This window comes from Hymenobacter coccineus (assembly GCF_001816125.1).
In the GTDB taxonomy this organism is placed as follows: domain Bacteria; phylum Bacteroidota; class Bacteroidia; order Cytophagales; family Hymenobacteraceae; genus Hymenobacter; species Hymenobacter coccineus.
In genome coordinates, this window is the sequence record NZ_MDZA01000002.1 from 1 (window position 1) to 18,635 (window position 18,635).

The 18,635-nt window shown below is 62.6% G+C and carries 17 protein-coding genes; 11 read left to right on the forward strand and 6 right to left on the reverse strand.

The genetic code is table 11. The annotated features are described in order from the left end of the window. The 6 genes from BEN49_RS00105 to BEN49_RS00125 all read left to right on the forward strand — a co-directional run. A partial coding sequence (locus BEN49_RS00105) for a dihydrolipoamide acetyltransferase family protein (protein ID WP_141765594.1) occupies positions 1 to 987 on the forward strand: 987 nt, incomplete at its 5' end. Between the two features lie 159 nt (positions 988 to 1,146). Next, positions 1,147 to 1,284, forward strand: coding sequence for a hypothetical protein (locus BEN49_RS29070; protein WP_239691751.1), 138 nt, complete (start codon positions 1,147 to 1,149; stop codon positions 1,282 to 1,284). After that, positions 1,250 to 3,745 (forward strand): TonB-dependent receptor, encoded by a 2,496-nt coding sequence (locus tag BEN49_RS00110; protein WP_239691752.1) that lies wholly within the window; start codon positions 1,250 to 1,252, stop codon positions 3,743 to 3,745. The genes BEN49_RS29070 and BEN49_RS00110 overlap by 35 nt, the downstream gene beginning before the upstream one ends. A 458-nt stretch (positions 3,746 to 4,203) precedes the next feature. Next, positions 4,204 to 5,100 carry a glycosyltransferase family 32 protein gene (locus BEN49_RS00115; protein WP_070739088.1) on the forward strand — a complete coding sequence of 299 codons (897 nt, stop codon included), beginning with the start codon at positions 4,204 to 4,206 and terminating at the stop codon, positions 5,098 to 5,100. Positions 5,101 to 5,175: 75 nt separating this feature from the next. Then, positions 5,176 to 5,718, forward strand: a complete 543-nt coding sequence (gene hslV, locus BEN49_RS00120; RefSeq protein WP_070739090.1) for an ATP-dependent protease subunit HslV — start codon at positions 5,176 to 5,178, stop codon at positions 5,716 to 5,718. 135 nt (positions 5,719 to 5,853) lie between these two features. After that, positions 5,854 to 6,825 (forward strand): deoxyhypusine synthase family protein, encoded by a 972-nt coding sequence (locus tag BEN49_RS00125; RefSeq protein ID WP_070739092.1) that lies wholly within the window; start codon positions 5,854 to 5,856, stop codon positions 6,823 to 6,825. A gap of 79 nt (positions 6,826 to 6,904) precedes the next feature. On the opposite strand, the gene BEN49_RS00130 is transcribed toward BEN49_RS00125, so the two are convergent. The 3 genes from BEN49_RS00130 to BEN49_RS00140 form a co-directional block, all read right to left on the reverse strand. After that, positions 6,905 to 7,111 carry a hypothetical protein gene (locus BEN49_RS00130; RefSeq protein WP_070739094.1) on the reverse strand — a complete coding sequence of 69 codons (207 nt, stop codon included), beginning with the start codon at positions 7,109 to 7,111 and terminating at the stop codon, positions 6,905 to 6,907. A 231-nt stretch (positions 7,112 to 7,342) separates the two neighbouring features. Further along, positions 7,343 to 7,915, reverse strand: a complete 573-nt coding sequence (locus BEN49_RS00135) for a DUF1572 family protein (RefSeq protein ID WP_070739097.1) — start codon at positions 7,913 to 7,915, stop codon at positions 7,343 to 7,345. A gap of 71 nt (positions 7,916 to 7,986) precedes the next feature. Beyond that, positions 7,987 to 8,478 (reverse strand): hypothetical protein, encoded by a 492-nt coding sequence (locus BEN49_RS00140; RefSeq protein WP_070739099.1) that lies wholly within the window; start codon positions 8,476 to 8,478, stop codon positions 7,987 to 7,989. A 189-nt stretch (positions 8,479 to 8,667) separates the two neighbouring features. On the opposite strand from BEN49_RS00140, the gene BEN49_RS00145 reads away from it, so the two are divergent. Then, positions 8,668 to 9,087, forward strand: coding sequence for a helix-turn-helix transcriptional regulator (locus BEN49_RS00145; RefSeq protein WP_070739100.1), 420 nt, complete (start codon positions 8,668 to 8,670; stop codon positions 9,085 to 9,087). A gap of 82 nt (positions 9,088 to 9,169) precedes the next feature. After that, positions 9,170 to 9,931 carry an SDR family oxidoreductase gene (locus BEN49_RS00150; protein WP_083325627.1) on the forward strand — a complete coding sequence of 254 codons (762 nt, stop codon included), beginning with the start codon at positions 9,170 to 9,172 and terminating at the stop codon, positions 9,929 to 9,931. 82 nt (positions 9,932 to 10,013) lie between these two features. Here the strand turns inward: BEN49_RS00150 and BEN49_RS00155 are convergent, their stop codons facing one another. Together BEN49_RS00155 and BEN49_RS00160 are read right to left on the reverse strand one after the other, a co-directional pair. After that, on the reverse strand, positions 10,014 to 10,472 hold the full coding sequence (locus tag BEN49_RS00155; protein ID WP_070739104.1) for a hypothetical protein: 459 nt from the start codon (positions 10,470 to 10,472) through the stop codon (positions 10,014 to 10,016). 60 nt (positions 10,473 to 10,532) lie between these two features. Then, on the reverse strand, positions 10,533 to 11,456 hold the full coding sequence (locus BEN49_RS00160) for a DUF58 domain-containing protein (RefSeq protein ID WP_070739106.1): 924 nt from the start codon (positions 11,454 to 11,456) through the stop codon (positions 10,533 to 10,535). 151 nt (positions 11,457 to 11,607) lie between these two features. On the opposite strand from BEN49_RS00160, the gene BEN49_RS00165 reads away from it, so the two are divergent. The 3 genes from BEN49_RS00165 to BEN49_RS00175 all read left to right on the forward strand — a co-directional run bounded on the left by BEN49_RS00165 (position 11,608) and on the right by BEN49_RS00175 (position 16,920). Beyond that, complete coding sequence (locus tag BEN49_RS00165; protein WP_070739108.1) at positions 11,608 to 11,982, forward strand: DUF3276 family protein; 375 nt, start codon at positions 11,608 to 11,610, stop codon at positions 11,980 to 11,982. A gap of 332 nt (positions 11,983 to 12,314) precedes the next feature. After that, positions 12,315 to 13,415: a redox-regulated ATPase YchF gene (gene ychF, locus BEN49_RS00170; RefSeq protein ID WP_070739110.1), complete on the forward strand. Its 1,101-nt coding sequence runs from the start codon at positions 12,315 to 12,317 to the stop codon at positions 13,413 to 13,415. Positions 13,416 to 13,740: 325 nt separating this feature from the next. Next, positions 13,741 to 16,920, forward strand: a complete 3,180-nt coding sequence (locus BEN49_RS00175; RefSeq protein WP_158022690.1) for a TonB-dependent receptor — start codon at positions 13,741 to 13,743, stop codon at positions 16,918 to 16,920. A gap of 185 nt (positions 16,921 to 17,105) precedes the next feature. Here BEN49_RS00175 and BEN49_RS00180 read toward each other — a convergent pair. Beyond that, positions 17,106 to 18,635, reverse strand: a 1,530-nt coding sequence (locus BEN49_RS00180) for a TolC family protein (protein ID WP_262490159.1), incomplete at its 5' end; no start/stop codon positions are given.

An 18,635-nucleotide genomic window follows, 5' to 3' on the forward strand; every position in this document is an offset into this window, starting at 1 on the left:
GCCGCGCCGGCTGCGGCTGAAGAGCCCGCTGCGCCCACCGGCCGCATCCTGGCCTCGCCGCTGGCCAAGAGCATCGCCAAAGAGAAAGGCATCAACCTGGCCCAGGTGAAGGGCAGCGGCGACAACGGCCGCATCGTGCAGCGCGACGTGGAAGCCTTCCAGCCCGGCCAGGCCGCGCCGGCCCCAGCTGCCGCCCCCGCCGCTGCGCCTACCACTGTGCCTAACGAGTACGTGGCTGCTGCCCTGCCCGAAGCGGCCCCCGCTGCACCCGCGCCAAAAGCTGCGCCGGCTCCCGCCGCGGCCGAAGGCACCTACACCGATACGCCGGTGTCGCAGATGCGCAAGGTGATTGCCAAGCGCTTGTCAGAGAGCTTGTTCACGGCCCCGCATTTCTATCTCACGATGGAAATCCTGATGGATAAGGCCATGGAGGTGCGCACCCAACTCAACACGCTCTCGCCGGTGAAGCTCAGCTTCAACGACTTGGTGCTCAAGGCCTCGGCCGTGGCCCTGCGCCAGCATCCGGTGGTCAACTCGTCGTGGCTCGGCGACAAGATTCGCCAGAACAAGGTCATCAACATCGGCGTGGCCGTGGCCGTGGACGAAGGCCTGCTGGTGCCCGTCATCCGCAACGCTGACGGCAAGGGCCTCTCGCAGATTGCCACCGAAGTGAAGGAGTTGGCCGGCAAGGCCAAGAGCAAAAAGCTCCAGCCCGCTGAGTGGGAGGGTAGCACCTTCACCATCAGCAACCTGGGCATGTTCGGCATTGACGAATTCACAGCCATTATTAACGAACCAAATGCCTGCATCCTGGCCGTGGGCGGCATCAAGCAAACCGCTGTGGTGAAGGACGGCCAGCTGGCCATCGGCAACATCATGAAGGTGACGCTGAGCTGCGACCACCGCGTGGTGGACGGCGCCACCGGCGCCGCCTTCCTGCAAACGCTGAAGGCGCTGCTGGAAGACCCCATGCGGATGCTGATTTGACCCCCAGCCGCCGCTTAAGGCAGCTAGTTTCTTAGAATGACCCAAAGAATCAGCCCCCGCCGGGCTGATTCTTTGTTTTTTAGCCCGCTGGGGTCCCTAACGGACGGGGTGGTATGGGAATGGGTCTATATTTACGGCCAATCGTACCATTTCCTGATTATGAATAAAAAACTACTAATTGTGCCGCTCGTGCTGGCCAGCAGTGCGGCCTGGGCGCAGAGTCGCACCGTTTCGGGCCAGGTGCTGGACGCGGCGGGGCCCCGTGATTGGGGCCACGGTGGTGGAAAAAGGCACTAACAACGGCATCAGCACCGACGCCACCGGCCGCTTTGTGCTGCGTTCGCGCTCAGCCCAGCCGCGGCTGCAAATCAGCGCCTTAGGCTACACCAGCCAGGAAGTGGGCACCGAGGGCCCCGTGGCCGTGCGCCTGGCCGCCAGCAGCACCGCCCTTGAAGGCGTGCAGGTGGTGGGCACGCGCAGCCTCAACCGCTCGGTGACGGACTCGCCCTCGCCGGTCGACATCATCGACGTGCGGCAGGTGACGGCCAAAACCGGCCAGCTCGACGTGAACCAGCTACTGCAATTCGTGGCCCCGTCCTTCAACTCAAACCGCCAGACCGGCGCCGACGGCGCCGACCACGTGGACCCCGCCAGCCTGCGTGGCTTGGGCCCCGACCAAACCCTGGTGCTCGTGAACGGCAAGCGCTGGCACCAATCGGCCCTTGTGAACCTGTTCGGCTCGCGCGGCCGTGGCAACACGGGCACCGACCTGAACACGATTCCGGCGGCCAGCATCGAGCGCATCGAGATTCTGCGCGACGGGGCCTCGGCCCAGTACGGCTCCGACGCCATTGCGGGCGTCATCAACATCGTGCTGAAAACCAGCACCAAGGAGCTGACCGCTAACGCCAACTACGGCGCCTACACCGCCAAGTACCGCTTCGACGACAAGACCTTCGACGGCGGCAACTTCAACGCCAACGCCAACTACGGCGTGGCCGTGGGCGAGGGCGGCTTCGTGAACGCCACCGTCGACTTTAACCAGCGCGAGCACACCCAGCGGGCTAACGTACCGGCCCCCGACGGCATCCAGCGCCGCCAGTACGGCGACCCCAAAGCCACCAACACGTCGGTCTACCTCAACAGCAAGCTGCCGCTGAGTGCGAACGTGTACGCCTACGTGTTCGGCGGCATCAACGTGCGCAAGGGCGACGCCTACGCCTACACCCGCAACCCAACGACGGATAGCATGGTCGTCCGGGGCCGGGATACGAGCTACGTATCCGTTCCCAACCCGCGTAGCAACGCCAAACTCTACCCCAACGGCTTCGACCCCATCATCACGAGCAGCATTTTCGACGGGCACGGGGTGGCCGGCGTGCGCGGCACCTTCGGGCAGTGGGACGTGGACCTGAGCAACGGCTTCGGCTCGAACAACTTCCATTATGGGGTGCGCAACACGCTGAATGCCAGTTTAGGAGCGAAGTCGCCGACGACTTTCGACGCGGGCGGGTTTCAGCTTCAGCAGAACGTGGTGGACCTCAACGTGAGCCGCAACTATAAAACTGTGTTGCAGGGCCTTAATCTGGCCTTTGGCAGCGAGTACCGCCGCGAGTGGTACCAGATTTTCGCGGGCGAAGAAGGCTCGTACCGCAACTACGCACCCGCCTCGAACCGGCCGGCTGGTTCGCAGGGCTTTCCCGGCTTTCAGCCGCGCAACGAGCTGAAAGCTAGCCGTAACAACGTGGGGGTGTACGCCGACGCCGAGCTAGACGTGACCAAGGCCCTGCTGGTGGAAGGCGCCGTGCGGTACGAGCACTACAGCGACTTCGGCAGCAACGTGACCGGCAAGCTGGCCACCCGCCTCAAGCTGAGCGACGCTTTTTCACTACGCGGCACACTCAGCACTGGTTTCCGGGCCCCGTCGCTGGCCCAGATTAATTTCAACACCGTGTTTACCAACGTGGTAGGCGGCAAAGCGGTGGACGTGCTCATTGACCGCAACAACGGGCCCGTGACGACGGCCGCGGGTATTCCGCCGCTCACACGCGAGCTGTCGCGCTCGGCCAGTGTGGGCCTCACGGGCCGGGCCGGCTCGGTGCTGACGTTTACCGTGGACGGTTACTACATTCACATCCAGGACCGCATTGTGCTCACCGGAGCTTTTCCAAACGACGATAACATCATCGGGCCCACCCTCACGTCCTTAAGCGTAGGCCAGGCCCAGTTCTTTGCCAATGCGGCTTCCACCAGCACCTTTGGCCTCGACGCTGTGGTAGCCAACACCTTGGGTGTGGGCACTGGCCGCCTCACTACCACGCTGGCCGCCAACTTTAACCGTCTCAACGTCACCAGCGTGCAAGCCACGCCGCAGCTGGCCGGCAAGGAAGACATCTTCTTTGGGCCCCGCGAACAGGCGTTTGTGAAAGCATCGGCGCCGCCCTTCAAAATCAACCTCACCCTCGACTACAGCCTCGGCCGCTTCGGGGCCCTGGTGCGGTTTGTGGAGTTCGGCGGCGTATCGCTCATCGACTACAACGGCGACCTGAACCGCTACGACCCGCGCCTGACTACCGACGTGGCCCTGAGCTACGCCCTCACCAACCAGCTGCGCCTCTCGGTGGGCAGCTCCAACCTGTTCAACAAGTACCCCAACTTCTTCAACCCCCAGGCCACCGAAACCGGCGGTGCCTGGGACCCCGTGCAGATGGGCAGCAACGGCCGCTTCCTGTTTGCCAAACTCCAAGCCCGGTTCTAAGCTAGGCCGGGCAATTATTCCCGCCGGTACCGAACGCTTGCTGGCAGCTTCGGGCCGAAAACAGCATAAGGAAACCGGCCCGTTGGCGGCTTCGAAGCCCGGCGGTGCTTCCCACTCAGGTCCAAAGATACTTTGGGCTAGTTCGCGCAATTGTGACAGCTTTAGGCGTCGAGCAAAAGCTGCCACAATTGATTGGTTACCAGACAAATGAATTCATCTTGCTGACCTTGACAGCTGCCGGATTTGTGGCGTTTCGGGATGCTCAAGCCTACCGTACCGGGCTGCTTTAGGCAATTTTTTGGTGGTGCCCCGGGTACCTCAACATTTGGGGAATCGCCTTTGATTTGTACTGTGTTCATAATTCTTTTTCTATTTTCACGTTTCCTTCATGTTGAAATTAATAACAGGGTAGCCGATTAGCGCTTGGCCGCCATTCATTGCATCTCTTTGGACTACCCATGTTGAAAGCTCCTGTCCTCTCCGAATTGCCTGGTGGTAAATGGAATTTGCCGCAACTGGACGAATCCGTGGTTATCCCCCGTGTTATTCATCAAACCTTTATGTCTAAGAAGCTACCGTCCGAACTTCAGGCAAACGTTGATAGGATTAAGCGGCTTAACCCTGGCTGGACGCATGTTATCCACGACGACGACGACATAACGAAGTTCATTGGCGAGCATTACGGCCCCCATATTCTTCACTGCTTTGAACGGATAAACCCGCGGTATGGCGTGGCCCGGGCAGATTTGTTCCGCTACCTGCTGATGTACAAACGCGGTGGCATTTACCTAGACATCAAGAGCACGTGTACTTGCCCATTCGAGCAAATGCTGAGGCCGGACGACCGGTACATTTTATCCCATTGGCGGAACGAGCCCGGCGGGCAGCACGAAGGATTTGGCACTTCGGCAGAGGTAACGGACATTGTCGGCGGCGAGTACCAGCAGTGGCACATTGTTGCGGCCCCCGGCCATCCTTTCCTGAAAGCAGTAATCGAAGCCGTCCTCCAGAACATTGACCAGTATCGCCCGTGGTTGCACGGCACGGGCGCCATTGGGGTGCTGAGACTAACCGGCCCGCTCGCCTACACCCTCGCCATTCAGCCGCTGGTACCGTCAGTGCCGCACCGGCAGGTTGCCAACGAGACAGTGGTGGGCCTTAAGTATTCGGTTTACTCACACACCTCACACCGGGCCGTTTACAAAACAAATTATTCCATACTGACGGAATCCGTTGTGCTGATGAAGAATATGAACAAGCTACTAGCTCATTTCTACAGCTTTGCGAAGAAAAGTAAACACCTGCTGTTGGCTAAAGTGAACAGCATCCACTACGGAAGAGCGCATCCGGCCTAGTATTTGGCGCCGCCAAGTCCTGTCGGCAACGCTTGGTTCTGGCACGGCCGGAACCAAGCGTTGTATTTTTGCGCCATGCTCCCAAAAATTCGCTCCACGACCGTGCTCGGCGTGCGCCACAATGGCCAGATTGCCCTCGGGGCCGACGGCCAAGCCACCATGGACAAGCACGTGGCCAAAAACAACGTGCGCAAAGTGCGCCAGCTCAACGACGGCAAGGTGGTGACTGGCTTTGCCGGCTCCACCGCCGATGCGTTCATGCTGCTCGACCGCTTCGAGGAGAAGCTGGCCGCCTACGGCAGTAACCTCAAGCGCGCCGCCATCGAGCTGGCCAAAGACTGGCGCAAAGACCAGTACCTGCGCAAGCTGGAGGCCATGATGGTGGTTTGTGACAAGGACGAGCTGCTCATCATCAGCGGCACCGGCGACGTGCTGGAGCCCGACATGGACGTGGCCGCCATTGGCAGCGGCGCGATGTACGCGCAAGCCGCCGCCCTGGCCCTGAAGAAGCACGCCCCGCACCTCACGGCCCGCCAGATGGTGGAAGATGCCTTGCACATCGCGGCCGATATCTGCATCTACACCAACCACAACCTCATCATCGCCGAGCCGGCCTAAGGTTTGGCTATTGGCTATTGGCTAATAGCTGCTGGCTGTTGGCTTTCCGTACAGCATCCCACCGACTTATTTCCCAAAAGCTAATAGCTAAGGGCCGCCTAAAGGCCCCCGCTAAAGGCTAACAGCTTAAAAAAAATGCACATCACCAATTTCCTCAAGCACCACTACCGCCACTTCAACGCCGCCGCCCTTATCGACGCGGGCGAGGGCTACAATAAGCACCTCGCCGAGGGCGGCAAAATGATGATTACCCTGGCCGGGGCCATGAGCACCGCTGAAATGGGGATTCAGCTGGCCGAGCTGATTCGGCAGGACAAGGTGCAGATTATCAGCTGCACGGGCGCCAACCTGGAGGAGGACATCTTCAACCTGGTGGCCCACGACTTCTACGAGCGGGTGCCGAACTACCGCGACCTGACGCCCGCCGACGAGCAGGCCCTGCTGGCGCGCCACATGAACCGCGTGACCGACACCTGCATCCCTGAAGAGGAGGCCATGCGCCGCCTCGAGCACGTGGTGCTCAAGTTCTGGGAGAAGGCCGACCAGGAGGGCAAATCGTACTTCCCGCACGAGTTTTTCTACCAGATTCTGCTCAGCGGTGAGTTGGAGCAGTACTACCAGATTGACCCCAAGGACTCGTGGATGCTGGCGGCGGCCGAGAAAAACCTGCCCATCATTTGCCCCGGCTGGGAGGACTCGACGCTCGGCAACATCTACGCCGGCCACGTCATCACCGGCGACATCAAGAACGTGCACACCATGCGCACGGGCATCCAGTACATGATTTACCTGGCCGACTGGTATACCAAAACCGCCACCGACGAGAGCAAAATCGGCTTCTTCCAGATTGGCGGCGGCATTGCCGGCGACTTCCCCATCTGCGTGGTACCCATGCTGCACCAAGACCTGGGCCGCACTAGCGTGCCGCTGTGGGGCTACTTCTGCCAGATTTCGGACTCGACGACCAGCTACGGCAGTTACTCGGGCGCCGTGCCCAACGAGAAAATCACCTGGGGCAAGCTGGGCGAGAAAACCCCCAAGTTCATCATCGAGAGCGACGCCACCATCGTGGCCCCGCTGATTTTTGCCATCGTGCTGGGGCAATAATTGCTGCTTGCACAAGCATTTAAAAGCCCGCCGCTGTTCAGCGGCGGGCTTTTTTGCGTTGGCTGGGGCCCCAGCTTGGCTAGCTGGCGCGGCAAGCAGCCAAGTAGCACGCTGGCGGTAGGTGGTAATCCTGGCACAAGCGGCGGTCGGCGGCTGCGGCAATGGGGGCGGGCTGGGGCCCCTCGGGGCGGCGGCCGTTCAGCTTTTGCTGGAAGTGAAACTCTTCTTCCTCTTGCTGGGAGTGGTAAGAATCGCTGAGGGCGAGGCGGCCAAACAGGTAAAGCATGACGGGCGGGCTGGGGTGAAACGGAAAGGCAAGCGCATAGACGGGATACCGCCCGACTTATTCTAGTTGCAACCCAAAAAAATGCATTCGACCAACGCCCGCCTCTTCGCTACGAAACCCGGCAGCACGGCTACCAGTGGCCGGATTGGGCTTGCCGCGCCCGTCGGCCCGCGCCGGGGCCTCAACGTGGGCGCCGCTTTGGGGCCCCGGCGTAGGTAAAAATTAGCCCTGTTAAAGCGAAGCGCCGCCCAAAATCTCATCGGTGAAGTGCGCCTGGTGCGGCGGCTGGGCAAACTTCTCGGCGTTGTAGGCCGCCGAGGTGCCGCGCGGGATGGAGAGCGACTGCCACGCATCGCCGGCCACCAGGCGGGCCAGGAACACCATTTGGCCCACGTGGTAGGGGTAGTGCGCCAGCTGCCGGTTGATGGCCTCGGCCACGGTGTGGCCCTGGTGGCGGATGTACACGAGCCGGTCCAGGTCGGCCACCGTCAGTTCATTTAGGGCCCCAAACAGGCATTGCCAGCCGGCCTCCCACTTTTCGAGCACCGCGGCGCGGGTGCGCAGGTCGTCGTCGAACTCGGCTTCGCGGTGGCGCCAGGGCTTTTCGCCGTCGGTGGTCAGAAAATCTGTCCAGCGCGACAACATGTTGCCCCACAAGTGCTTCACGATGGCCGCCAGGCTGTTGCTGGCCGCGTTGGGCTGCCAGTTGAGTTGGTCGTCGGGCACTTGGGCCAGGGCTTGCTCGCCCAACAACTTGTAGTACGCGAATTGCTTTTTGGTGCTGGCGAGGAAGTCGGCGGTCATGGCGGCGGGTACATGGTACGCCGCGAGTTTACGCCGCCCGGGCGCAAAAGCCTAGCGACCTGGGGGCCCCGCTAGCGCCACACGGCGGCCACCGTGGTGTCGGCGAAGCTGAGGCGGGCGGGCGTGGTGGTCAGGTCGAGGGTGCCGGTGGTGTGGCGGTTGCGCACGGTAATGTGCAGGCGGTACACCTGGACCGGCAGATCCTGGAGGCTAATGGCGCTTTGGGCGGGCCCCGGGGCGGTGGTTGCGCCGTCGCGCATCACGCCGCAGTAGCGCAGGCTCAGCACGTCGTCATCCTGCCGGGTGAGGGAGGCGGTGAGGTGGTCGCCGCCGCTGGTGTTGAACACGTTGTCTTTGCTGAGCAGAAACGTTTCGACCGTGCCCGGTAGCTGCACGGCCCGCTGCTGGGTGCGCAGCAGCACCTGGTAGCCGCTGGGCCCCGGCGCGCCGCAGTCGTCCTCCAGGGCCAGCGCCGTGCCCGCCCCGGGGGCCAGGCTCGGGTCGTCGCTTTTGCGGCAGCTGAACAGCGCGAGGGAAGCGACAAAAAGCAGGGGCAAGCGCATACGGGCGGACGGAAAAGCGGGGATGTAGCCAGGTGACCCCCGCGCGGCCAAAAAGGTTGCACGGCTGGGCCGCCCCCGGGTCCCCAGCGCAAGCACGGCCGGCTGCCGCCGGGCCCCGGCAAAAGCAGAACGTGTGGCAGACTGTTACGTTAGCCGTTCACAACGCCCCTTCACTTCGCCCGCCGCCGCATGGCCACCACGCCCATCCCCCAGAAAATACTGGCCCGCCAGCACGAAATAACGGCCGACTTCATGCGCCTCGTCGACGAGCACATTGCTGATGTAGTGGCGGGCCGGGCCACCGAAATGCTGGAAATCCGCGACCTTGCCGGGCAACTCTGCATCCACCCCACGCACTTGAGCAATACGCTGAAGCTGACCACCGGCCACCCGCCCTGCCACTACTTTGAGGCCCAGCTCCTGGCCACGGCCCAGCAGTTGCTGCGCGATACCGACCGGCCCATCGCGGCCATTGCCGCCAACCTTACCTACGACCCGTCTAACTTCACCAAGTTCTTCAAGCGCTTCGCCGGCTGCACGCCTAAGCAGTACCGCGAGCAGGTGGGGGCCCAGCGCCGCGCAGAAATTCCGGAAGTAGTCACCATTTAACCTGGGCTACTCACCATAAGCCAGCCGCTGGGGCCCCGGACCTTTGTATTGTCAATGAAGGCAACCCTTAAACAATACAATGATGAGCACCAACAAAATAGCCCTCGTCACCGGCGGTAGCCGCGGCCTGGGCAAAAACATGGCCCTAAACCTGGCCCAAAAAGGTATCGACGTGCTGCTAACTTACCACAGCCAGCAAGCCGATGCCGACGCGGTGGTGGCCGAAATCAGGGCCCTGGGCCGCCGGGCCGCCGCCCTGCCGCTCGACGTGGCCAATGCCGCGGGCTTCGACGCCTTCTTTGCGCAGGTGAAAACCACGCTCCAGCAAGATTTCCAGGCCGAACGCTTCCAGTTCCTGATCAATAACGCCGGCACCGGCCTCCACGCCGCCTTTGCTGAGACCACCGAGGCGCAGTTTGATGAGATGGTGAACGTGCACCTAAAGGGCCCGTTCTTCCTGACGCAGAAAGCGTTGCCGTTGCTGGAAGACGGCGGCCGCATCATCAACGTCTCATCGGGACTGGCGCGCTTTAGCCTGCCCGGCTCCTCGGCCTACGCCAGCATGAAGGGCGCCATTGAGGTGCTGACCCGCTACCAGGCTAAGGAGCTGGGGGCCCGAGGCATCGCCGCCAACGTGGTGGCCCCCGGGGCCATCGCCACCGATTTCAGCGGTGGCATGGTGCGCGACAACGCCCACGTAAACGCGATGGTGGCCGGCATGACGGCCCTGGGCCGCGTGGGCGAACCCGACGACATCGGCCCCATCGTGGCCTTCCTCTGCACCGACGAGGCCCGCTGGATTAACGCCCAGCGGCTGGAGGCATCGGGTGGGATGCAGGTGTAGTTATCGGGCTAACGCGAATGCAAAACGCCTTCCGATCTGCGTAGATGGGAAGGCGTTTTTGTGAGCCATTTGGTGGTCGCAGCTAAAACCGGAACGCCGGGCGGTACGGGTTCCAGAGGCCCCACGGAATCATGAGGAGCACCAGCAGCAGGGCGATGCCGTAGTAAATGAAGGCAGTTTTGTGCTTGGCGGCGTCGGTGGGGCGCTTTTTGGAGAGCGTGCGGCCGATTTGGGCGATGATGACGGCGAGGACCATGATGGCCACGTGCTCCATGCCGAAAAAGCGCACCTCCGGGTTTTTCATGGCGCCGGCTACTTTCATGGCCTTGAGGCCGTAGGGGCTGAGGCCGAAGTACAGGCCCAGGCCCACGATGAGCTGCAACAGCATGAAGCCCACGAAGCTGGCCCCAAAAGCGTTATCGCCCTTGGCAAACGGACGGTGGCCCGACATGCCCACGTAGGCGCGGTACACGGCCACGAGGCCGGCCCCGAGCACGAAGTAGCGGAGGTAGGAGTGCAAATAGAGTAGAACCTGGTACATGGTGCTGGGAAGAAGCGTGGGGGTTGGGTACTACAACAAAAGTTGGGGCAAGTTGGGGCCCTAGCGAACCTTGCCGCGCTTCACCAGATAGGCATAAAGCACTTTCTCAAAGGGCTCGCGCACGTCCACGGGCACGAAATCAATCTTCAATTGCCCGCAGCGCAGGGCTAAATCCTGCTCGAAAGTGGCCATGGCGGCCCGGTACTGCTCCCGGATTTGGGAGGGCTGGAGCTTGATTTCCTGGCCCGTTTCCACGTCCTCGAAGATGTAGGGCCGCTCAGCAAAATCAAAGTTGGCCTCCGTGCTGCGGTCGAGTACGTGGAAGAGCAGCACCTCGTGGTGCTGGTGGCGCAGGTGCTGGAGGGCGGCCAGCGCGGCGGCCTGCCCGGCCGCGTCGCGCCCCAGCATGTCGCTGAACAGGATGACGAGCGAGCGTTTGGGAATCTGCTGGGCGATGGTGTGGATGACGCCGGCCACGTCGGTGCCGCGCCGGGGCCCCGCGGGGGCGGCGGGCCGCTCGAGCAGGCGCTGCAAGGCCAGCAGCACGGCGTGGCGGTGGGTGGTGGTGGAGCGCACGGGCGTTTGCAGCTCCACGCGGTCGGCGAAGGTGACGAGGCCCACCGCGTCGCGCTGCCGCGTGAGCAGCGTGGCCAGCGCCGCCGCCGCTACCACGCTGAAGGTCAGCTTGGCATGGTCGGGGGCGGGGTAGTACATGCTCGGGCTCACGTCGATGAGCAGGTGGGCGCGCAGGTTGGTTTCCTCCTCGTAGCGCTTCACAAACAGCTTGTCGGTGCGGGCAAACACCTTCCAGTCGATGTGTCGGGTGCTGTCGCCGGGGTTGTAGAGGCGGTGCTCCGAAAACTCGACCGAAAAGCCGTGGTACGGCGACTGGTGCAGGCCAGTGATGAAGCCGTCGACGAGCTGGCGGGCCAGGAATTCCAGGTTTTCGAACGAGCGAACGGCGGCGAGGTCGGGGGCGGGCATGGGCGGGCGAAAGGGGCGGTGGGGCCCCGGGGGCCCTGTTCAAAGATACCACAACGGGGCTAGGGGCACTTTTTTCTTCGGCTCATCCTACCTACATTCGAATCAACATCAATCGATTGTTCTATTCATCAATTTTACCTACCCAAACCCTGTGGACGACCGTAACGACCAGGAAGAGATTTATTCCCAACGCATTAAGGCGGGCAAGCGCACGTATTTCTTCGACGTGAAAGCCACCCGCGGCCAGGATTACTACCTGACCATCACCGAAAGCAAGCGCCGCCAGAACAGCGACGATTCGGTTTCATATGAAAAACACAAGATTTTCTTATATAAAGAAGATTTTTTGAAATTCGTAGATGCCCTTCAGGATGCCGTGGACTACGTGCGTGAGGAGCTGCTAACCGCCGAGGAAGTCGCCGAGCTCGACCGCCCCCGCGAGTACGACGAGCGCGACCGCCGCGACGCCCCCGCCGCCGAGCAGCGCCCCGCCTTCGACGCCAACCGCAGCGACGACAGCTACTAGGGCCCCAGCCACGCATTTAAATAGGCAACGGCGCGCATGAACCCCGGTTCATGCGCGCCGTTTGGCTGTGGCGTGGACTCTGCGGGTGCGCGCGTCTGAACGGTCGCTGCCCGGATTGTAGCGCGGACTTTGTAGTCCGCGGCGCTCGCTTCGTCCTGCCGGTAGTCGTTAAGCGACCGTTCAGAGCCGCGGACTACAAAGTCCGCGCTACAATCCGGGCAGCGACCGTTCAAACGCGCGCACCCGCAGAGTCCACGCTACGGCGCGTCGTACCTTTGCGGCCGAATTGCGCTAATTCATAATTTATAATTCATAATTTTTAATTCAGAGAAATGGGCCTCCGCTGCGGTATCGTGGGCTTGCCGAACGTCGGCAAATCCACCCTGTTCAACGCGTTATCCAACGCCAAAGCCGAATCGGCCAACTACCCGTTCTGCACCATCGAGCCCAACGTGGGCGTGATTACCGTGCCCGACGAGCGCCTGCAAATCCTGGAGGCGCTGGTGAACCCCAAGCGCGTGCTGCCCACCATCATCGAGTTCGTCGACATTGCCGGCCTCGTGAAGGGCGCCAGCAAGGGCGAGGGCCTGGGGAATAAATTCCTCGCCAACATCCGCGAGGTGGACGCCATCATCCACGTGGTGCGCTGCTTCGACGACCCCAACATCGTGCACGTGGCCGGCGGCGTCGATCCGGTGTTCGACAAGGACGTGATTGACACCGAGCTGCAAATCAAGGATTTGGAGAGCATCGACAAGAAGCTGGTGAAATCAGAGCGCAGCGCCAAGGCCGGCGATGCCGTGGCCAAGAAGGAAGTGGCGGGCCTGCAAAAATTCAAAGTGGCCCTCGAAGCCGGCCAGAACGCCCGCGCCGTGGCCGCCACCGCCGACGACCTGGAAGCCGTGGCCGACTTGCAGCTGCTCACCATCAAGCCCGTGATTTACGTGGCCAACGTGGACGAGGCCAGCATTGCCACCGACGGCAACAACCACGTGGCCGCCCTGCGCGCGCACGTGCAAGCCGAGGGGGCCCAAGTGGTGCTCGTGTCGGCCGCCATCGAGTCGCAGATTGCCGAGATGGAGGACGCCGACGAAAAAGCCATGTACCTGAGCGAGTACGGCCTCACCGAGTCGGGCCTGAACAAGCTCATCCGGGCCAGCTACGAGCTGCTGAACCTCATCACTTATTTCACCGCCGGCGTGCAGGAAGTGCGCGCCTGGACCATCCACCGCGGCGACAAGGCCCCGGCGGCGGCCGGCGTCATCCACTCCGACTTCGAAAAAGGCTTCATCCGGGCCGAGGTCATCAAGCTGCCGGACTACCAGGAGTACAAGACGGAAGTTAAAATCAAGGAAGCCGGCCGCATGGCTGTGGAAGGCAAAGACTACGTGGTGCAGGACGGCGACATCATGCATTTCCGCTTCAACGTCTGAGCCGGTAAAGACTGGATTTTAGGACTAAATACAAGCAAAAGGCCCGGCGTGCAAGCGTTGGGCCTTTTGCTTGTAAATGAGAGCGTTCGCCCGAAAATGGGGCCTTATTATTAAGAGATTTGCTGGAAAATTGGGAGCGATGTAGCGTGGTGGCCTTGCAGTGGGGCCCCCTTGTGCGCCATGTTATGTTTTCAGGATTGCGTAATTATTATGAAAATGCCAATATTGTGTTGTCTTATCTTTGTAAAAATTGGCTGAAGACGGACTTCGGATAACTAATAGCAGGACCATGAAACAACGCTTACTTCTCCTATTACTGGGTTTTGTGCTGCTAATCAGCGGCTACCGGGCAGGGGCTCAGGGAGTGACTACTTCGGCCATCAAAGGGCTGGTGCTGGACGCCAAGGGCCAGCCGCTGCCGGGGGCCACGGTGGTGGCCACGCACCTGCCCTCGGGCACGATTTACGGCAACGCCACGCGCGACAACGGGCAGTTCGACTTGCTGAACATGCGCATCGGGGGGCCCTACGAGGTGAAGGTGTCGTTCGTGGGTTACGAAACCTTCGTGCAAAGCAACATCCAGCTGGTGCTGGGCAAAACGTTTGAAACGCGCGTGACGCTGAGCGAGGGCAGCGGCCAGAAGCTCGATGAAGTGGTGGTGAAGGCCAACCGCGACGGCCAGATCAACCCCGACCGCACCGGGGCGGCCACCAACATCAGCTCGATGGCCATCCGCTCGCTACCCACCATCAGCCGCTCGCAGGAAGACTTCACGCGCCTCACGCCCCAGGCCAGCGGCCAGAGCTTTGGCGGGCGCAACACGCTGTACAACAACTTCTCGCTCGACGGCTCCATCTTCAACAACTCGTTTGGGCTGGACTCGCCCACGCCCGGCGGCCAGACCAACTCGCAGCCGGTGAGCCTCGACGCCATCGAGCAAATCCAGGTGAGTTTGGCGCCCTACGACGTGCGCCAAGGCGGCTTCACCGGGGCGGGGGTGAACGCCGTGACCAAGAGCGGCACCAACAGCTTCCGCGGCACGGCCTACACCTACTTCCGCAACGAGAACCTGATCGGCAGCAAGGTGCAGGGCGCCACCATCGACAACCCGAGCCTAAAGTTCAACCAGACCGGCTTTGCCCTCGGGGGCCCCATCGTGAAGAACAAGCTGTTCTTCTTCACCAACGCCGAGTTTACGCGCCAAACCGACCCGGGCCAGAGCTTCCGGCCGGCGGCCAGCACCGCCGAGGCGCAGGCGGCCCAGAGCGGCCAGCTCAACGGCGTGAGCCGGGTGCTGGGCTCGGACTTGCAGGCCATCCGCGACCGGCTGGTGTCGGCCTACGGCTACGACCCGGGCAGCTTCGAGGGCTTCACGTACCGCACGTACTCGAACAAGTTCCTCGCCAAGCTCGACTGGAACATCAACCCGTCGAATACCTTTTCCATCCGCTACAACTACCTCAAGAGCTACCGCCAGCAGGGGCCCCACCCGATTGCCATTGCGCCGTCGTCGCGGGTGCCCGGCGTGAACACCTTGCAGTTTCAGAACTCGGGCTACACCGTGGACAACAACCTGAATTCGGTGGTGGCCGAGCTGAACAGCACGTTCGGTAACGGCAAGTTCAGCAACAAGGCGCAGGCCGGGTACTCGGCGTTCCGCGACTTCCGCGAGCTGCCCAGCCCCACGTTCTTCCCCATGATTGACATTACGCAGGGCGGCACCACCTACACCAGCGTGGGCACGGAGCAGTTTTCGGCCAACAACTTGCTGGACCAGAACATCCTCCAGCTGACCGACAACCTGAGCTACTTCGCCGGCAAGCACATCCTCACGCTGGGGGCCAACTACGAGCACTTCGCCTTCACCAACGGCTTCAACCTCCAGCGCTACGGCTACCAGCGCCTGGAGCTGACCGACTTTTTCCGCTTCACGCAGCCCGGCCAGCCCGGCTTCCTGGACCTGAAGGCCCAAGCCGCCGCCGGCGCCGCCGCCCCCGTGAAGCAGGTGGACGTGACCGTGGCCCAGCTCGGCGTGTACTTGCAGGACGAGTTCCAGGCCAGCCCGGCCCTGAAGCTGACGCTGGGCGTGCGCGCCGACATGCCCATCTACAGCACCACGGTGGCCCCGAACGCGCAGGTTTCGGCCGCCACCTTCAACAGCCCCGACGGCCAGCCAACGAAGATCGACGTGTCGCAGCTGCCGAAATCGACGCCGCTGTTTTCGCCCCGTTTGGGCTTCAACTTCACGCCGCAGGGCGCCGGGGCCCAAACCCAGCTGCGCGGCGGCACGGGCATTTTCACCGGCCGCATCCCGTTCGTGTGGATTTCCAACCAAGCCTCGAACGCGCAGTTTGACAACGGCTACACGTTCCAGATCAACAGCACGGGCCGCGACTTCAAGTTCCCGCAGGTGTGGCGCACCAACCTGGCCCTGGACCACGAGCTGCCCGGCGGCCTGGTGGCCACGGTGGAGGCCATTTACACGAAGGACATCAACGCGGTGGTGCACCGCAACTACAACTTCGTGACGCCCACGCAGCGCCTGGCGGGCGCCGGGGGCGGCGACAGCCGCCAGATTTACCCCGCCGCGGGGCCCCGGCTCAACTCGTTTGTGGGCCGTGACGGTCAGTTCACGTTCCTCGACGCGGGCGTGATTGGGCTCGAAAATACCAATAAAGGCTACCAGTACTCCATCACCGGGCAGCTGCGCAAGGAGTTTGCCAACGGCTTTTACGCCACGGCGGCCTACACCTACGCCCAGGCCAAGGACGTGACCTCGAACCCCGGCGAAATTGCCGGCGACGCCTTCCAGCGCCTACCGGTGGTGGGCAACCCCAACCAGCCCGCGCTGGCCTACAGCGACTTCGGCTTGCAGCACCGCATCATCGCCGCCGCCGGCCGCCGCTTCTCTTATGCGAATAACAAGCTGGGCACCACGGTGGGCTTCTTCTTCGAGGCTGGCCAGGGCAACCGCTTCAGCTACACCTACGCCGGCGACCTGAACCGCGACGGCATCGACGGCAACGACCTGGTGTTTGTGCCCGCCAACCGCGGCCAAATCAACCTGGTGGCCTACACCAACGCCGCCGGCCAAAGCGTATCGGCCGACCAGCAGTACCAGCAGCTCGACGCCTACATCAACCAGGACCCGTACCTGCGCCAGCACCGCGGCGACTACACCGTGCGCAACGGGGCCCTCAGCCCCTGGTATAGCCAGCTGGATGCCAAGCTGATGCAGGACTTCGCCGTGACGACCGGCAGCGGCAAGAAGAACACCTTGCAGCTCAGCCTCGACATCCTCAACCTGGGCAACCTGCTGAACGCCAACTGGGGCAACCGCCAGCTCGTGGGCAACAACCGCCTCATCGAAGCCGCCTACCCCACGGCCACCGCCGCCGATGTACCGGCCTACACCTTCCGCGGCGGCACCCAAACCTACTTCATCGATTCCAGCCTGGCTAGCCGCTGGCGCGCCCAGGTAGGCGTGCGCTACATCTTCGACTAGGGCCCCAGGAAGGAGCTTGGACTTTGTAGTCCGAGCGTGAGCGCAGCGAGCAGTGTCGGCAGCACGAGCCAGACGCAAGATGCTCGCTGCGCTCGCGCTCGGACTACAAAGTCCAAGCTACTGGTGGTCAACAGCACAAAAAAGAGGGCCCCTGTGGCCCTCTTTTTTTTATTCTGCTCTCGGATTTATTCCGTGCCCGGGGTGCGGGTGCCAGCGTAGTAGTACAGCTCGGCCAGCGATTTTTCGTAGCTGGCCTGCATGCTGGCTAGTTTCAGGCGGAGGTCGATGAGCTTGGTTTCGCGGCTGTTGATGAGGAATACGGTGCTTTCGCCAAGGTTGAACTTGACCAGCTCGGCCCTTAATAACGTGCGCTGGTTATTGATGGTGAGGGCCTGGAGGGCCAGCTGGCGCTCGTAGGCCTTGAGTGTGTTATAGCTGGACGTGACCTGGTTGAGGATGGTGCGCCGGCTCTGCTGCTGCTCCAGGCCGGCTTCCTGCACTTGGAGGCGGGTGTACTGGAGCTTGCCGCGTTCCTGGCGCAGGAAAAGCGGGAAGGCAAAATCGACGCCCATTTTGTAGTTGTTCCAGCCAAAATCGTAGCTACTCGACACCTCGTTGCGGTAGAAGTCGCCCTGGCTCAGCAGCGTGCCGCTGACGTTGATTTTGGGCTTCAGCATTTCGCGCCGGTAGCGCTCCTCGATGCCGAGCTGGCGGATTTTGGCGTCCAGCTTGCGCAGCGTGGGGTGCTGGGTAGTGGCCAGGTCGCTGAGGCGGCGCAGGTCGGTGGTATCGACGGCGGCCAGGCGCACGGCCTGGGGCACGGCGCGGGCAGGCAGCTCCACGGGCTGGGCGTTGCGGTTCCAGAGGTGGTTGGAAAGCACGAGGCGGGCGTTTTGCAGCTCCACGCCCAGCTGTGTAGCCTGCACGAGGCGGTCCTGGGCAGTGATGCGCGCCTCCACCGAGTCGATGGGGGCCTGGTCGCCCACGTCCACCCGGCGGCTCACGGCCCGGAAGCGGCCCTCGGCCAGCGCCACACCTTCCTGAATCAGCGCGGTTTGCTGGTAGGCGTAGTACCAGCTCCAGTAGTCCTTGGCCGCTTGCAGCCACACTTCGTTGATTTGCTTCACGCGGTCGGCCTCGGCCGCGGCTACCATGATGCGGGCCTGGCGCAACGTGCTGCGGCGCGCGTCGATGAGCAAGCCCTGGCCCAGCGGCACCGACAGGCCGATGCCCGCCAGCCCGGGCACGGGCGTGCGGTGCTCGGGGTTGACGTAGGTGCCCACGTAGCGGTCGTAGCTGGCCTTCAGGTCCACGCCGCCCGGCCACAGCGGTACCTTCAGCTCGTTGGCCCAGTTGTTATAGTAATCGGTGCCCCCGTACACCTTGCGGTCGAAGCCCGCGCCCAGCTTCGGGTCGAAGCCACCGCGGGCCTGCTGCACCTGGGCCTGGGCCTCGGCGCTGAGCAAAGCCGCCTGCTTGACGATAGGGTGGTTGGCAAACACCAGCTCGGCCAAATCTTGCAGCGAGAACACGCGGCTCGAATCGAGCACCGCGCGGGGCCCGCCGGGGCCCCACCCAGCAGCAGCGGCGCGGCCGGCGTGGCCAGCTTGCCCGGTGCGGCCGGGTCGGAAGTTGGGCGGCGCGGCCCAAGCTGCCCGGGCGACAATTGTTCCGGCCCGAGCTGGCCCGGGGCCCTTGCCCCGACGGCCGGCAGG